The following is a 14,552-nucleotide window of genomic DNA, read 5'->3' on the forward strand; positions in this document are numbered from 1 at the left end:
TGGGTGAAGAGCCGATTAAATATCTCTGAACGACCCGTTAAAGCAAAAGATTGCAATCGTTAGCGATGAGCTGCACACTCCCTTTCAGTCCGGCAGGGGGCAGCACGGATTGACCAGTCAAGGGGAAAAACAGCATTTCGGATATGCTGAAACGATGCAGGGTTCAGCTCCCGGCACGGCGGAGATTTTGTCGCCGTTAAGGCGCTCGACAGACGCCACCGCTGAGGCCGTGACGACAGCATTTCGTCGCCGCGACCGCACGGCCAGAATCACCAGAAAATTCGCGGTTTCCGTTGAACACGAACGCGCCTTCGCCACCGAATTTCTTTTCATTCCTGTCTTTATCAGCGCTGGCGCGGTTTTATGGTTTTCCTCTGCTGAGTCCCCGTCATCCATTTTCGTGGCGCTGTTTTTCATTGTTGCGGCTGCATTGGCGCTTCTGCTTCGTCACCGCGCCGGCTGGACGGCGAAGATATGTGCATTCGGCGCATTTACGCTGCTCGGCATGCTGCTTGCGGATCTCGAAACGCGCCGTGCCGCAACCGTCATGCTCGATACGCCGGTTACCACGACCATCACCGGAACGGTCGAGCGCCGGGAGGTCGATGCGCGCGGATACTGGCGTTACCTGATCGCCGTATCGGCAACCGAGGGTCCGACCTTGTCCCGACCGCCGGAAAAGGTCTCGGTGCTATCCCGCAGCAAGGGAGAAGCGATTGCCGTTGGCGGCATCATCGAGGGCAAGGCACGGCTTTCGCCGCCCTCGGGCCCGGCTCTGCCCGGACTGAACGATTTCGCCTTCGCCTCCTATTTTCGAGGCATCGGCGCCACGGGCTTCTTTTATAGCGCACCGAAAGCGGTGTCGCTTGCCGGTGATGCCGGTGAGAAACCGCAGAGCTGGCTGAAAGATGCCGGCACCTGGCTCTATCTTTTAAGAAGTGCCATTGCCGAACGTGTCCGCTCCGTTATCGGCGGAGATGCCGGTGCTTTCGCGGCGTCCATCATCACGGATGAAAGAAGCGCCATATCCGCCGATACGATGGAGGCGTTGCGTGTCTCGGGCCTCGCTCACATCGTTGCCATATCCGGCCTCAACATGGCGCTGGCATCGGGCATATTCTTCGTTGGCCTGCGGATTGGTTTCAGCCTGTTCCCGGCCTTCGCGCAGCGCTGGCCCGTCAAGAAGATCGCTGCCTTCCTGGCGCTGCTGATGACGCTTGCCTATTACCTGATCTCCGGCTTTGCCGTTTCGGCGGAGCGCGCCTGGCTGATGATGTCGGTTCTGCTGATCGCCGTGCTGTTCGACAAGCCGGCGCTCAGCATGCGCAATGTCGCCTTGTCGGCCCTCATCATTCTGGCTTTTTCGCCATCGGAAGTCATGGGACCGAGTTTCCAGATGTCTTTTGCCGCAACCATCGCGCTGGTTTCGGCCTATGCCTTCTGGAGCCGTTGGCGGGTGGATCGCGAGCGGCTGTTCGTCGGTCAGAAACCGGCATGGATGAAGGTTAGTGAAGCGGCCATCGCCATTGTCGGCGGCGTGGTCGTAACGTCGTTGATCGGCGGCCTGTCGACGGCTGTCTATTCCATCGAACATTTTCATCGTGTCACCACCTATGGACTTGCAGCAAACCTCGCCGCCATGCCTGTCATGTCGCTGATTGTCATGCCCTTCGGCCTGATTGGCATGCTGCTGATGCCCTTCGGGCTGGATGCGCCGTTCTTGAAGGTCATGGGCTATGGCATGGCCATGGTGATTGAAATCGCCACTGGCGTCGCCTCATGGGGTGGCAGTGCCGCAATCGGCCGCCAGCATGGCTGGTTTCTGGCGCTTTCCACGGCAGGGTTCCTGCTGCTCTCGCTGTTTCGCACGCGGCTTGCCCTGTCTGGCATTCCCTTGCTGTTGCTGGCTTTCGGCCTCTCTGTGGCCGAACATCGTGGCCCGAGGCCCGATCTGCTGATCTATGAGGATGGAACGCTGGTCGGGCTGGTTGGGGAGAGCGCGGTGGCGACGACCAAGACACGACCTTCCGGCTTTGTATATGACCAATGGTCCCGCGCCTTGCTGCTGCCGGAAAAAACCGTCTCACCGATCTTTCTCAAGACCGAGAAAAAGACGGAGGAGACCAATCCGCAGAGCGCCCAGCCGTCGAGGGAGAGCCGGCGCCTTTCCGATGAGCAAAGGGCGAAGGCGATTGAGGATATCGGCAAGGCGCTGGCCGCAGCGGGTCAGGGCTTTACCTGCCACAGAAGTCTCTGGTGTGCTGCCCGCAGCGCCAAGGGCCAGCGCATCGTCGTTCTCGAGGATACGTCGCTTACCGGGGCAGCCTGCGATATCGCCGATATCATCGTCACCAGCAGACGAACCTCATTCCAGCAGTGCCGTTCGGGCGCGGTGCTGTTCAGCCGCGATGTCCTGCGGCGCATCGGTTCCGTGGAAATTACGCTGTCTCATGAGAATGAAAGCGGGCCGATTGCACGGTTGGCGACGGCTATGGCGGGCACGAACCGCGCCTGGAGCGAACACCGCTCCTATAATTGGAAAACCCGGTCGTTTGACCGTGAGACATCTGAAACGATCGAGGAACTGGTTGCGGCGACGCCATAAGGGCCGCCGCACCAATGACGATTTTTCAAGCCTGGCTGCGCAGATCGGCAACCACGGTTGAGACGTCGCGTATCTCCTGTTCATGCGGTTCGTCGCGCCAGATTTCCTTCAGGCCGGCGTCGTACCAGTCGCGCATCGCCGGAAGGGCGAGAAGACGCTCCAGATAGGCTTTTGCCGCCGGTGAAAGGTCGGCGCCAAAGGACTGAAAACGGAACGCCACGGGTGAGAAGAAGGCGTCGACAGCGGTAAACTCCGCACCGGCCAGATACGGGCCACCAAAGCGGGAGAGCCCTTCGCTCCACAGTGCATCGATCCGGGCAATATCCGCAGCAAGACCCTTGTTGTCCGGATTGGGCGTGGCGCGGATGCCGACGCACATGGGGTAGAAATTGCGCAACGAGAAAAAGCCGGCATGCATTTCGCTGGCCGCCGACCGCGACCATGCGCGGGCGATGGCATCAGCGGCCCAGACGCCATCATGCCGTTCTGCCAGATATTCGACGATCGAAAGCGATTCCCACACCGTCGTCGTGCCATCCACCAGACACGGCACCTTGCCGGTGGGCGAAAAGGTGGTGAAGGGCACATCCTGCCCGAACGGCACGAGCTTTTCGTTGAAGTCGATGCCCAGCGTGCGCATCAACACCCACGGTCGCAGCGACCAGGACGAGTAGTTCTTGTTGGCGATATAAAGATCGTACATGGCATGCTCCCCGATATGATCTGGCTTTCTTACGACCAGGATACACGCTTCGAATATCGAAAATATTCCATGGCTCCCATAAGCCGAAATGATGGGTCGGTTCGAAATGAGCCGTTACACCGGATCATGCAATCAGACCGGCACGCTGTCATCCAGCGAAGCAGGCCAGTTCAGGCGAAATCAGATCGTCTGATCCACGCGCTTCCTCTTCGTTCTCTCGCGCCAACAGATGCCGACCGGACTGGCTTGGCTTCTGTTGTGAAGGATCAACATCGCTCGACCAACGTTTTTCGCGGGAGCGCTCCGGCAGGCGGTGTCTCGTGAGACAAGAACGCAGCCTCACGATTTATTCGGCAAGACTATTCAGCACCCGACCAATCTCTCGCCATCATGCCGAAGATTGTTTAGATCCCTGCCTAGATAAAGCCGATGCTCAAGAACCGGTTCCGCACCGTGCCTGTGTTTCAGCCTTTTACGGGCAGAGCGCAAAACGCCGCAAATGACACAATCCATTGTGTGACGCCCAAAAACAAAACCGCCAGCCAATGGCCAGCGGTTGAGGCGTCGATACAGATCGATGCGGCGTTAGTGATAACGCCGGATAAGGCCAACCAGCTTCCCCTGGATTTTAACCCGGTCAGGTCCGAAGATACGGGTTTCATAGGCCGGGTTTGCAGCCTCGAGCGCAATCGAAGCGCCCTTGCGGCGGAAGCGTTTCAGCGTTGCCTCTTCGTCATCCACCAGTGCCACAACGATGTCGCCCGGATTGGCCGTGCTGCCATCGCGAATGATGACGGTATCGCCATCAAAGATACCGGCCTCGATCATCGAGTCGCCCTTGACCTCCAGCGCGTAGTGTTCGCCAGAACCCAGCATGTCCACAGGCACTGCCACGTCATGCGTGTTGTTCTGGATCGCCGAAATCGGCACACCGGCCGCGATACGGCCCATGACGGGAACATTGACCGCACCGGCAAAATCATTGCTTGCGGGTTTCAGCGATGGGGCAGGGGCTGGTTCAGGCGCCTTCGGCTTGCCAAGGCTGCCTTCGATAACGCTTGGCGAGAAGCCGCGTTGCGGTTTCAGGCCGGGCGAATAGGCCTCGGGCAGCTTGATGACTTCAAGCGCGCGCGCCCTGTTCGGTAGCCGGCGAATAAAACCGCGTTCTTCAAGCGCGGTAATCAACCGGTGGATACCGGATTTGGAAGCAAGATCGAGTGCATCCTTCATTTCATCGAAGGACGGCGGCACGCCGGATTCTTTCATTCGCTCATGAATGAAGAGAAGCAATTCCTGTTGTTTGCGCGTCAGCATGAGGAAAACACCCTTGAGAATCGCATCGGAAAGTTGCGAAACAAATACAGAACGAACACTATATGTTCCATATGTGTTCTGCAATCCCCTAAAATTTCGTGAAACTGCAATCGGTTATTTTGATGAGTGACGCGTTTTGTTCCGGTTGTGTGTTCCAGGCCCCCGAAACAGCGTTTCAGGCAGATTGATCCAGCTCCTAAAGCGCGTCACGCAATCTCACATCGGCCAGCGCACCAAGGCTTCGCGGCCAGCTTCCGTCAAACCATAGACGCCCCGCTCAAGCCGTTCGAACCAGCCATAGACGTTCGATTGCAATATCTTGCCGGCATCGGGGGCGTTCAATTTCACGTCACGAAGCCGGAGCGGCCCTTCGGAGAGCGCTTTTGCACATCCCAGCGCCTGCTGGCGATAGGCTGTCATCTGCGGCATGCGTGTGCTGCCGCCAAGGACCGGATCACCCTTGCGTTTCTGGTGTTCGCGCATCAGCCGCGAGCGTCGTTTCGGGTTGGTGCGCGGCATCGGCGATACCGAACTGACGATGACACTGACATGACCGCCTTCGGAGACGGCAAGCATGCCAATTCCCAGCCGCCGGCAAAGATCGCGGTAACGCTTGTCGGTCTCGCGCCCTCGGCCACTGACAGACATTTTTGCCGCGATCCAGACTTCGTCGGATATCGCGGCACGATCGATCGCCTGAAGGATCAGCTCGAGATTGAAGGCGAGTTTCAGTTCGCACACCACCACCACAGGCGGATCATCGTCACTCAGTCCGACAAGGTCGCAGCCGCCGATTTCGCCCTTTATCGTATAGCCGGCTTTTTCAAGGAAGGCTTTCACAGGGTGGTAGAGGGAGGTTTCCATGCCGGCACTCGGAAAAAAAGAATCGTCTGGCGACCATACAGCAAGACGGTGCTGGATCACGACACCCCTTGAAAACCGAGGGGCGCCACCTCATCTAGGGATCATCACCCGTTATCGATGGCTTGCAGCAGTGGTTTTCCGCGCGCGATGCTGTCCGGGTCTGCAAAGGGCGCTCTCCAGAAACGGATCGAGCGCCCTTTGTGTTTTACGCAACGGGTCTCGGTGGAAAAAGGCACAAGGATAAATCTCCGGGGATTGCCGCAACCCGCAGGCTTCGAATGAAAACGCTTACACCTTTTTTACGATCTTCTCAGCTTCCTACGTCCCTGGGTTGCCAAATGGCTGTGTCACGATATCTACGGCCCTGCTTTCGAGGGTCATGTGGACATGACCGGATCGTCTTGTGGGACAGAAGGCTCTTTGCCGCTCAAAGCATTTTTCTGAAATCGTGATGGATCGCTGCCAGTGTCTCCGCCGGGAGATATGGCGCGTGAGCGGGAAAATTTCGCATGAAACGCATGAAATTCGCATTGATTCTGGGCCTGCTGGTTGCCACGGGATGCCAGACCGTGTCGCCCAATTCTCCGGAAGCTTTAAAGCGCGCCGAATATGACCGGCTGCTTTTGAACTCCACAGTCGCCAATTGCAAATTGATCGTGGAGCTTAATCAGAAGCGCAAGGCGCAGAACAAGGAGCCGACGCGGGACAACCAGTGCCCATATATCCTGAAGAACAACAATCTCAACGCCGGACCGCACGCCGCCAACTTCATTCCCGACGTCGGCATCAACGGTATCCCGATCCCGCTCGGCAGTCTGGTGCGCCTCGCCGTTGTTGCAGACAGAAACCAGCGCGAAAAGAAAGCACTTGAAGCAACGTTGCCCGCCTGGGTCTCCGCTCAGGGCGAAACCGCCACGCACGTCTATCGCATCCTGCTGACGCAGGGCTTCAAGCCGGATGAGGTGGACGGACTGAAGGGCAGCGGCAAGTTTGCCGATGCCGTGAGATCGGCCGCACCGTTTGTGCAGTTCGTCAAGGACAATCCTGACACGGTAAAAAGGGCGCAGGCTTAGTCCGCCCTTCGTTGTTTGACGGGTGGAGATGTCCATCAGGTCATCTCCATCCGCTCCCCGCCTGACATGCGGTTTTCGCATGTCAGGCGGTCTTGCTGCTCCCGGCCGCCGGTGCCGGTTACTACCATGATTTGCCAGCATTGTTGCTGATGTGCTTTGGTATGGTTCGGCGTGCTGTCTGACACGGGCGCTGATCTTGCCGGAGAGGGAGCTTGTCATGGCAAAGCCTGTTGATGTCGACCATCTTGTCCTGCCCGTTGGCAACATTGAAACCGCATCACGACGGCTTTCCAGTCTCGGTTTTACGCTGGCCCCGCTGGCGCTCCATCCTTTCGGCACGCAAAACGCCTGCATCTTTTTCGAAGACGGCACCTATCTGGAGCCTCTCGCCATTGCTGACCCGGATAAGTATCGGGCGTCGGTTGAGACAGGCGATGTCTTTACCGGCAGGGATCAGGCTTTTCGGAACGCACATGGCAGCGATGGCTTTTCCGCGCTGGTCGCCAAAACCGACGATGCTCTGGCCGATCATCAGCGCTTTGTCGAAACCGGTATTTCGGCTGGCGATGTTTTCGATTTTTCCCGGCCGGTGACGTTGCCGGATGGGTCGCAAAGCGAAGCGTCTTTCCGGCTGGCTTTTGCGGCGGAGGGCACCGCGTCCGATTTCTTTTTCTTCGCCTGCCAGCGGGTCAAGGCCCTGCCGGGGGATCGCTCCGCGCTTGTGCGCCATGACAATGGTGTCATCGGTCTCGGCGAAATCCAGCTGGTGTCGGATGATCCTTCTGCGGCCGCGCCGCTTGTCGAGGCTGTCTTCCAGGTCGATCGCAAGGTGTCGCCGGATGGTGATGTTCTGTTCGAGGCCGGCAACGTCGATATATATGTTGCCTCGGACCTGATGTCGCCATCGGCATCCGGTGTGGACGAAACTGGCGAAAGGAACGGGCTGCGCGGCGCAACCATCGTTTTTTCAACGGCAGATATCGCCGTGACAGAAGCGGTGCTTGCTGCTAATGGCGTTCCCCATATGAGAGAGGGTGCCCGTCTGATGGTACCCGCAGCACCCGGTCAAGGCGTCGCATTCGCCTTCGAGGAAAAATGATGAGCGTTACCAACAATCTCAAAGTCACCGCCGGAGACGGCGCCACCAAGGTGTCCTTCTGCAACACCGAGCGCTTCTCGCTGATTGCCGGTCCCTGCCAGATGGAAAGCCGCGATCATGCCTTCATGATTGCCGGCGTTCTGAAGGAACTGTGCGACAAGCTTGGTATTGGCCTCGTCTATAAATCTTCCTTCGACAAGGCAAACCGCACCTCGCTTTCGGGCAAGCGCGGCATCGGTCTGGATACGGCTATGGAGGTTTTTGCCGATCTGAAGAAGGAATTCGGTTTCCCGGTTCTGTCGGATATCCATACCGAAGAACAATGCGCCGAAGTGGCGAAGGTTGTCGATATTCTGCAGATTCCGGCCTTCCTCAGCCGTCAGACAGACCTTCTGGTCGCTGCGGCAAAGACCGGTCGCGTCATCAACGTCAAGAAGGGCCAGTTCCTGGCGCCCTGGGACATGAAGAACGTTCTCGCCAAGCTGAACGACAGCGGCAATCCGAACGTGCTTCTGTGCGAGCGCGGCGCCTCCTTCGGTTACAACACGCTGGTATCGGACATGCGTTCGCTGCCGATCATGGCGTCGCTGGGCGCGCCGGTGGTGTTTGATGCCACGCACTCGGTTCAGCAGCCGGGCGGGCAGGGCGGTTCTTCCGGCGGCCAGCGTGAATTCGTCGAGACACTGGCGCGTGCGGCCGTTGCCGTTGGCGTCGCCGGTCTCTTCATCGAAACCCATGAAGACCCCGACAATGCGCCTTCCGATGGCCCGAACATGGTTCATCTGAAGGACATGCCGAAGCTTCTCGAAAAGCTTCTGGCTTTCGATTCCATCGCGAAAGCCTGATGAAATCCTGCGAATTGCCGCATGTGATTTTTATGAGAAAGCAGTGCGCTGATTTGGCGCACCGTCATTGTAATTTCTTCGCCATCGTCTAAGACAGGCGACTGAAAATATCTGTTCCATTCCCAAGGGAGAGACCATGACTGCCATTACCGATATCATTGCGCGCGAAATTCTCGACAGCCGCGGCAATCCGACCGTCGAAGTCGATGTTTATCTCGAAGACGGTTCCATGGGCCGTGCGGCCGTTCCGTCGGGTGCGTCGACTGGCGCGCATGAAGCGGTAGAGCTGCGCGATGGCGGCAAGCGTTATCTCGGCAAGGGCGTGGAAAAGGCTGTTGAAGCCGTCAACACCGAAATCTTTGACGCCATCGGCGGTTTCGATGCCGAAAACCAGATCCAGATCGATCAGATGATGATCGCGCTCGACGGTACGCCGAACAAGTCGCGCATCGGCGCAAACGCCATCCTCGGCGTTTCGCTGGCTGTTGCCAAGGCTGCTGCTGAAGCCTCCGGTCTGCCGCTTTACCGTTACGTTGGCGGCCCCAACGCGCATCTTCTGCCGGTGCCGATGATGAACATCATCAACGGTGGCGCACATGCAGACAACCCGATCGACTTCCAGGAATTCATGATCCTGCCGGTCGGCGCGGAAAACATTCGCGAAGCCGTGCGCATGGGTTCGGAGGTGTTCCACACCCTCAAGAAGGAACTGGCGGCACAGGGCCACAACACCAACGTTGGTGACGAGGGCGGTTTCGCACCGGGTCTGGAAAGCGCGCCTGCAGCGCTCGACTTCATCATGAAGTCGATCGAAAAGGCCGGCTACCGTCCGGGCGACGACATGTTCATCGGCCTCGACTGTGCCTCGACCGAATTCTTCAAGGGCGGCAACTACGTCTACGAAGGCGAAGGCAAGACCCGTTCGCCGCAGGAGCAGGCCGAATACCTCGCCGATCTCGTTGCGAAGTACCCGATCATTTCCATCGAAGACGGCATGGCTGAAGACGACTGGGAAGGCTGGAAGGTTCTGACCGATCTCGTCGGCAAGAAGTGCCAGCTCGTTGGCGACGACCTGTTCGTTACCAACTCCGCACGTCTGCGCGACGGTATCAAGATGGGCGTGGCCAACTCCATTCTCGTCAAGGTCAACCAGATCGGTTCGCTGTCCGAGACTCTGGACGCCGTCGAGACCGCACACAAGGCAGGCTACACCGCTGTCATGTCGCACCGCTCGGGCGAAACGGAAGATTCCACCATTGCGGATCTCGCCGTTGCTACCAACTGCGGTCAGATCAAGACCGGTTCGCTGGCGCGCTCTGACCGGCTCGCAAAGTACAACCAGCTCATCCGCATTGAAGAAATGCTGGGTCCGCAGGCTGCTTACGCCGGTCGCTCCATCCTGCGCGGCTAATTCGCGTTCGATTTGTTCAAGAACAGCCCGCCCTCCGGCGGGCTGTTTTGTTTTGGGGCAGTGGCATCCGCTTCGCTCCTTTTGGGAAGGTGTCCGCTTCCCGCTCGTCAACCCGGAATCGATCCGGTGTCGGCGCGATCAAGTTCCAGATCGCCTGAGATTCGTCGGCTGATCTTTCCTGCTGCCCGCCGCGATCTTTTTTTGTGCTTTGCAACCGGTGAATTTTTAAGGTCAACGGATAGTTAAACAATCCGCCGTAGTCTCAGACTCACGTTACGCGTTTGAAGGCATCTATCCGGCATGTGGACAAGACATCATAAAAAGAGACGATTCGGCCGCCTCGTTGTTCCGGCAATCACCATCGCTTTTCTTTCCTATTTCGGATATCATTCCATCCACGGCGACTTCGGCCTTCAGGCAACGGAACGCCTTGAACGCCAGCGTTTGGCCCGCACAACCGAGCTTGCAAAGCTGACGGAAGCGAGGGTTGCGCTGGAGCGGCAGGTCGAATTGCTGAGCGACGGTTCGCTGGAGCGCGACATGATCGATGAGATTTCCCGGTATCAGCTCAATATGTCCCGTTCGGACGAAATCGTCATCATGAACGGATATTTCTGATTAACCGAAATCAGGTTAATTAAGCTTTTTTGATTTGTTCACAGCTATTTAGCGTGAATACGTGCCATGCGTTTAAAGCATTGCTGCGTGGCGTTTTCTTGCATATGGTACGGCCCAATCTACCCATTCTAATGGCAACTCAGGGAGGGATGAATGGCGCCGCGAAAATCCGCGTCCGTATCCGGCCGAAAGACCACGGCGAAAGCCGCTACCGAATTTACCGGCAAGAACAGCCCGGACTTCTCGAAGGATGAAGAGCTTCACGCATATCGCGAAATGCTCCTGATCCGTCGTTTTGAAGAAAAGGCCGGCCAGCTTTATGGCATGGGCTTTATCGGCGGTTTCTGTCACCTTTACATCGGCCAGGAAGCTGTCGTTGTCGGCATGCAGATGTCGCAGAAGGAAGGCGATCAGGTCATTACCGCGTATCGCGACCACGGCCATATGCTGGCTTGTGGCATGAGCGCCCGTGGCGTCATGGCCGAGCTGACCGGCCGCAAGGGCGGTCTGTCCAAGGGCAAGGGCGGCTCCATGCACATGTTCTCGAAAGAGAAGCATTTCTATGGTGGCCACGGTATCGTTGGTGCGCAGGTTTCGCTCGGCACCGGTCTCGCATTCGCCAACAAGTATCGCGGCAACGACAATGTGTCGGTGACCTACTTCGGCGACGGCGCTGCAAACCAGGGCCAGGTCTACGAGAGCTTCAACATGGCTGCTCTGTGGAAACTGCCGATCATCTATATCGTCGAAAACAACCGTTACGCCATGGGCACCTCCACTGCCCGCGCAACCGCACAGTCGAACTACTCGCTGCGCGGCCAGTCCTTCGGCATTCCTGGTATCCAGGTTGACGGCATGGACGTTCGCGCCGTCAAGGCTGCGGCCGACCAGGCGCTGGAACATTGCCGTTCCGGCAAGGGGCCGATCATTCTTGAAATGCTGACCTACCGTTACCGCGGTCACTCCATGTCCGACCCGGCAAAATACCGTTCCAAGGACGAAGTGCAGAAGATGCGCTCCGAACACGACCCAATCGAGCAGGTGAAGGCACGCCTTCTGGAGCAGGGATGGGCAAGCGAAGAGGAACTCAAGGCAATCGACAAGGATGTCCGTGACATCGTTGCCGACAGCGCCGACTTCGCCCAGAACGATCCAGAGCCGGATGCGTCCGAGCTTTACACCGACATTCTGCTCTGATCGGGAAAGGGAAAACAATGCCAGTAGAAATTCTTATGCCCGCCCTTTCCCCGACCATGGAGGAAGGCACGCTTTCCAAGTGGCTTAAAAAGGAAGGCGACAAGGTAACGTCCGGCGACGTGATTGCCGAGATCGAAACCGACAAGGCGACCATGGAAGTGGAAGCTGTTGATGAAGGCGTTATCGGCAAGCTGCTCATCGATGCAGGCACCGAAGGCGTCAAGGTCAACACCGCAATTGCAATCCTGATTCAGGAAGGCGAAAGCGCCGACGACATTTCGGCTCCTGCCAAGAAGGAAGAGCCGAAGGCTGAAGCGCCTGCTGCCGCTGCTTCCGAGCCGGCTGCCGCAACCGAAGCCGCCAAGGTTCCGGCTGCACCGAAGATCGAAGTCGCTGCCGATCCGGATATTCCGGCAGGCACCGAATTCGTGACGCAGACGGTGCGTGAAGCACTGCGCGACGCGATGGCCGAAGAAATGCGTTCGGACGAAAAAGTCTTCGTCATGGGCGAAGAAGTTGCCGAATATCAGGGCGCCTACAAGGTTACCCAGGGTCTTCTGCAGGAATTCGGCGCAGCCCGCGTGATCGACACGCCAATCACCGAACACGGCTTTGCCGGTATCGGCGTCGGCGCTGCAATGACGGGCCTCAAGCCTATCGTCGAATTCATGACCTTCAACTTCGCGATGCAGGCGATCGACCAGATCGTCAACTCTGCTGCCAAGACACTTTATATGTCTGGCGGTCAGATGGGCGCACCGATGGTCTTCCGTGGCCCTTCGGGCGCGGCGGCACGCGTCGCGGCTCAGCACTCGCAGTGCTATGCCGCCTGGTACAGCCATATTCCGGGCCTCAAGGTTGTCATGCCGTATACGGCTGCTGACGCCAAGGGTCTTCTGAAGGCTGCTATCCGCGATCCGAACCCGGTCATCTTCCTTGAGAACGAAATTCTCTACGGCCAGCAGTTCGAAGTTCCGAAGCTCGATGATTTCGTCCTGCCGATCGGCAAGGCACGCATTCACCGCAAGGGCAAGGACGCGACGATCGTTTCCTTCGGCATCGGCATGACCTACGCGATCAAGGCTGTTGCAGAACTCGAAAAGCTCGGCATCGACGCCGAACTGATCGACCTGCGCACCATCCGTCCGATGGACCTGCCCACGGTTATCGAATCGGTCAAGAAGACCGGTCGTCTGGTCACCGTTGAGGAAGGTTTCCCGCAGTCATCGGTCGGTGACTTCATCTCCAACCAGGTCCAGCGCGCTGCATTCGACTACCTCGACGCGCCGATCCTGACGGTTGCCGGCAAGGATGTTCCGATGCCTTACGCGGCAAATCTCGAGAAGCTGGCTCTGCCGAACGTCGATGAAGTCGTTCAGGCCGTCAAAACCGTCTGCTACAAGTAAGGGGAGGCGTTTCGATGCCTATCAACATTACCATGCCTGCCCTTTCCCCAACCATGGAAGAGGGCAACCTCGCCAAGTGGCTGGTGAAGGAAGGTGACAAGGTTGCACCGGGCGACGTGATCGCGGAAATCGAAACCGACAAGGCGACCATGGAAGTGGAAGCCGTTGATGAAGGTACGGTTGCAAAGCTCGTCGTTCCCGCCGGTACGGATGGGGTCAAGGTCAACGCCCTGATCGCAATCCTGGCTGGTGAAGGCGAAGACGTGGCTGCGGCTGCAAAGGGCGGCGATGCCGCCCCTGCAAAGGCGGAAGCACCCAAGCAGGAAGCCCCGAAGGCGGAAGCCGCCAAGGCCGAGCCTGCGCCTGCCAAGGCTGAAACGCCGGTTGCCGATCAGGCTGCCGCGCCGTCCACGCCGGCACTGGTTGCCAAGTCCGGCGAGCGCATCTTCGCCTCGCCGCTGGCACGCCGCCTGGCCAAGGAAGCTGGCATCGATCTCGGTAATGTCACCGGTTCGGGACCACATGGCCGCGTCATCAAGACCGACGTTGAAAAGGCTGTTGCCTCTGGTGGTGCAAAGGCTGCTCCGGCGGCGGCTGCAGCATCGGCTGGCGCTCCGGCTCCGGCACTTGCCAAGGGCCAGTCGGACGAGGCCGTCCTCAAGCTGTTCGAGGAAGGTTCTTACGAACTCGTTCCGCACGACGGCATGCGCAAGGTCATTGCCAAGCGTCTGGTCGAGTCCAAGCAGACCGTTCCGCACTTCTACGTCTCCGTCGATTGCGAACTGGATGCGCTCCTTGCCCTGCGCGCCCAGCTCAATGCTGCCGCACCGGAAAAGGACGGCAAGCCGGTCTACAAGCTGTCGGTCAACGACATGGTCATCAAGGCGCTGGCTCTGGCGCTGCGTGATGTTCCGGACGCCAACGTCTCCTGGACGGAAAGCGCCATGGTCAAGCACAAGCATTCGGATGTCGGCGTTGCCGTTTCCATTCCGGGTGGCCTGATCACGCCGATCATCCGCAAGGCCGAGCAGAAGTCGCTGTCCACCATCTCCAACGAGATGAAGGACTACGGCAAGCGCGCCAAGGAACGCAAGCTGAAGCCTGAAGAGTACCAGGGTGGCACCACTGCCGTGTCCAACATGGGCATGATGGGCGTGAAGAGCTTCTCCGCTGTCATCAACCCGCCGCACGCCACCATTCTGGCCGTCGGCGCGGGCGAGCAGCGGGCAGTTGTGAAGAACGGCGAGATCAAGATCGCCAACGTCATGACGGTCACGCTCTCCACCGACCACCGTTGCGTCGATGGCGCGCTGGGAGCCGAGCTGATCGGTGCCTTCAAGCGTTACATCGAAAACCCGATGGGCATGCTGGTCTGATAAAAACGGTCGAGCCGAAAGCTGTCACCAGCCTTCGGCTC

General features: G+C 58.4%; 12 protein-coding genes. 9 read left to right on the forward strand and 3 right to left on the reverse strand.

Annotated features, from left to right (window positions below; all coding sequences use genetic code 11):
- The first annotated feature begins 154 nt into the window (after positions 1 to 154).
- Positions 155 to 2,605, forward strand: a complete 2,451-nt coding sequence (locus HWX89_RS01870; RefSeq protein ID WP_138795468.1) for a ComEC/Rec2 family competence protein — start codon at positions 155 to 157, stop codon at positions 2,603 to 2,605.
- A gap of 25 nt (positions 2,606 to 2,630) precedes the next feature.
- Here HWX89_RS01870 and HWX89_RS01875 read toward each other — a convergent pair whose 3' ends face one another.
- From HWX89_RS01875 to HWX89_RS01885, 3 genes are all read right to left on the reverse strand, one after another.
- Positions 2,631 to 3,308, reverse strand: coding sequence for a glutathione S-transferase family protein (locus HWX89_RS01875; protein ID WP_138795467.1), 678 nt, complete (start codon positions 3,306 to 3,308; stop codon positions 2,631 to 2,633).
- Positions 3,309 to 3,893: 585 nt separating this feature from the next.
- Entirely contained in the window at positions 3,894 to 4,622 is a 729-nt protein-coding gene (gene lexA, locus HWX89_RS01880; protein ID WP_138795466.1) for a transcriptional repressor LexA, read from the reverse strand.
- A gap of 216 nt (positions 4,623 to 4,838) precedes the next feature.
- Positions 4,839 to 5,486 (reverse strand): DUF2161 domain-containing phosphodiesterase, encoded by a 648-nt coding sequence (locus HWX89_RS01885; RefSeq protein ID WP_138795465.1) that lies wholly within the window; start codon positions 5,484 to 5,486, stop codon positions 4,839 to 4,841.
- A 509-nt stretch (positions 5,487 to 5,995) separates the two neighbouring features.
- Here HWX89_RS01885 and HWX89_RS01890 point away from each other — a divergent pair.
- The 8 genes from HWX89_RS01890 to HWX89_RS01925 all read left to right on the forward strand — a co-directional run bounded on the left by HWX89_RS01890 (position 5,996) and on the right by HWX89_RS01925 (position 14,511).
- A complete protein-coding gene (locus tag HWX89_RS01890) occupies positions 5,996 to 6,559 on the forward strand; it encodes a hypothetical protein (RefSeq protein WP_138795464.1) in 564 nt (187 codons plus the stop codon).
- Positions 6,560 to 6,776: 217 nt separating this feature from the next.
- The gene (locus HWX89_RS01895) at positions 6,777 to 7,658 is read left to right on the forward strand and encodes a VOC family protein (protein ID WP_138795463.1); all 882 of its coding nucleotides are present in this window, start codon (positions 6,777 to 6,779) and stop codon (positions 7,656 to 7,658) included.
- The gene (gene kdsA, locus HWX89_RS01900) at positions 7,658 to 8,503 is read left to right on the forward strand and encodes a 3-deoxy-8-phosphooctulonate synthase (RefSeq protein ID WP_138795462.1); all 846 of its coding nucleotides are present in this window, start codon (positions 7,658 to 7,660) and stop codon (positions 8,501 to 8,503) included. The genes HWX89_RS01895 and kdsA overlap by 1 nt, the downstream gene beginning before the upstream one ends.
- Before the next feature lie 136 nt (positions 8,504 to 8,639).
- Complete coding sequence (gene eno / locus HWX89_RS01905; RefSeq protein ID WP_138795461.1) at positions 8,640 to 9,914, forward strand: phosphopyruvate hydratase; 1,275 nt, start codon at positions 8,640 to 8,642, stop codon at positions 9,912 to 9,914.
- A gap of 300 nt (positions 9,915 to 10,214) precedes the next feature.
- On the forward strand, positions 10,215 to 10,532 hold the full coding sequence (locus HWX89_RS01910; protein ID WP_138795460.1) for an FtsB family cell division protein: 318 nt from the start codon (positions 10,215 to 10,217) through the stop codon (positions 10,530 to 10,532).
- A 153-nt stretch (positions 10,533 to 10,685) separates the two neighbouring features.
- The gene (pdhA, locus tag HWX89_RS01915; protein ID WP_138795459.1) at positions 10,686 to 11,729 is read left to right on the forward strand and encodes a pyruvate dehydrogenase (acetyl-transferring) E1 component subunit alpha; all 1,044 of its coding nucleotides are present in this window, start codon (positions 10,686 to 10,688) and stop codon (positions 11,727 to 11,729) included.
- Between the two features lie 17 nt (positions 11,730 to 11,746).
- A complete protein-coding gene (locus tag HWX89_RS01920; RefSeq protein WP_138795458.1) occupies positions 11,747 to 13,135 on the forward strand; it encodes a pyruvate dehydrogenase complex E1 component subunit beta in 1,389 nt (462 codons plus the stop codon).
- 14 nt (positions 13,136 to 13,149) lie between these two features.
- Positions 13,150 to 14,511 carry a pyruvate dehydrogenase complex dihydrolipoamide acetyltransferase gene (locus HWX89_RS01925; protein WP_138795457.1) on the forward strand — a complete coding sequence of 454 codons (1,362 nt, stop codon included), beginning with the start codon at positions 13,150 to 13,152 and terminating at the stop codon, positions 14,509 to 14,511.
- Positions 14,512 to 14,552: the final 41 nt, after the last annotated feature.

Origin of the sequence: Rhizobium sp. RM (assembly GCF_013390595.1) — a bacterium.
Lineage (GTDB): Bacteria > Pseudomonadota > Alphaproteobacteria > Rhizobiales > Rhizobiaceae > Agrobacterium.

Coding starts and splice junctions, on each gene's coding strand:
- HWX89_RS01870 (WP_138795468.1), top strand. CDS start 155: ATGCAGGGTTCAGCTCCCGGCACGGCGGAGATTTTGTCGCCGTTAAGG.
- HWX89_RS01875 (WP_138795467.1), bottom strand. CDS start 3,308: ATGTACGATCTTTATATCGCCAACAAGAACTACTCGTCCTGGTCGCTG.
- lexA (WP_138795466.1), bottom strand. CDS start 4,622: ATGCTGACGCGCAAACAACAGGAATTGCTTCTCTTCATTCATGAGCGA.
- HWX89_RS01885 (WP_138795465.1), bottom strand. CDS start 5,486: ATGGAAACCTCCCTCTACCACCCTGTGAAAGCCTTCCTTGAAAAAGCC.
- HWX89_RS01890 (WP_138795464.1), top strand. CDS start 5,996: ATGAAACGCATGAAATTCGCATTGATTCTGGGCCTGCTGGTTGCCACG.
- HWX89_RS01895 (WP_138795463.1), top strand. CDS start 6,777: ATGGCAAAGCCTGTTGATGTCGACCATCTTGTCCTGCCCGTTGGCAAC.
- kdsA (WP_138795462.1), top strand. CDS start 7,658: ATGAGCGTTACCAACAATCTCAAAGTCACCGCCGGAGACGGCGCCACC.
- eno (WP_138795461.1), top strand. CDS start 8,640: ATGACTGCCATTACCGATATCATTGCGCGCGAAATTCTCGACAGCCGC.
- HWX89_RS01910 (WP_138795460.1), top strand. CDS start 10,215: ATGTGGACAAGACATCATAAAAAGAGACGATTCGGCCGCCTCGTTGTT.
- pdhA (WP_138795459.1), top strand. CDS start 10,686: ATGGCGCCGCGAAAATCCGCGTCCGTATCCGGCCGAAAGACCACGGCG.
- HWX89_RS01920 (WP_138795458.1), top strand. CDS start 11,747: ATGCCAGTAGAAATTCTTATGCCCGCCCTTTCCCCGACCATGGAGGAA.
- HWX89_RS01925 (WP_138795457.1), top strand. CDS start 13,150: ATGCCTATCAACATTACCATGCCTGCCCTTTCCCCAACCATGGAAGAG.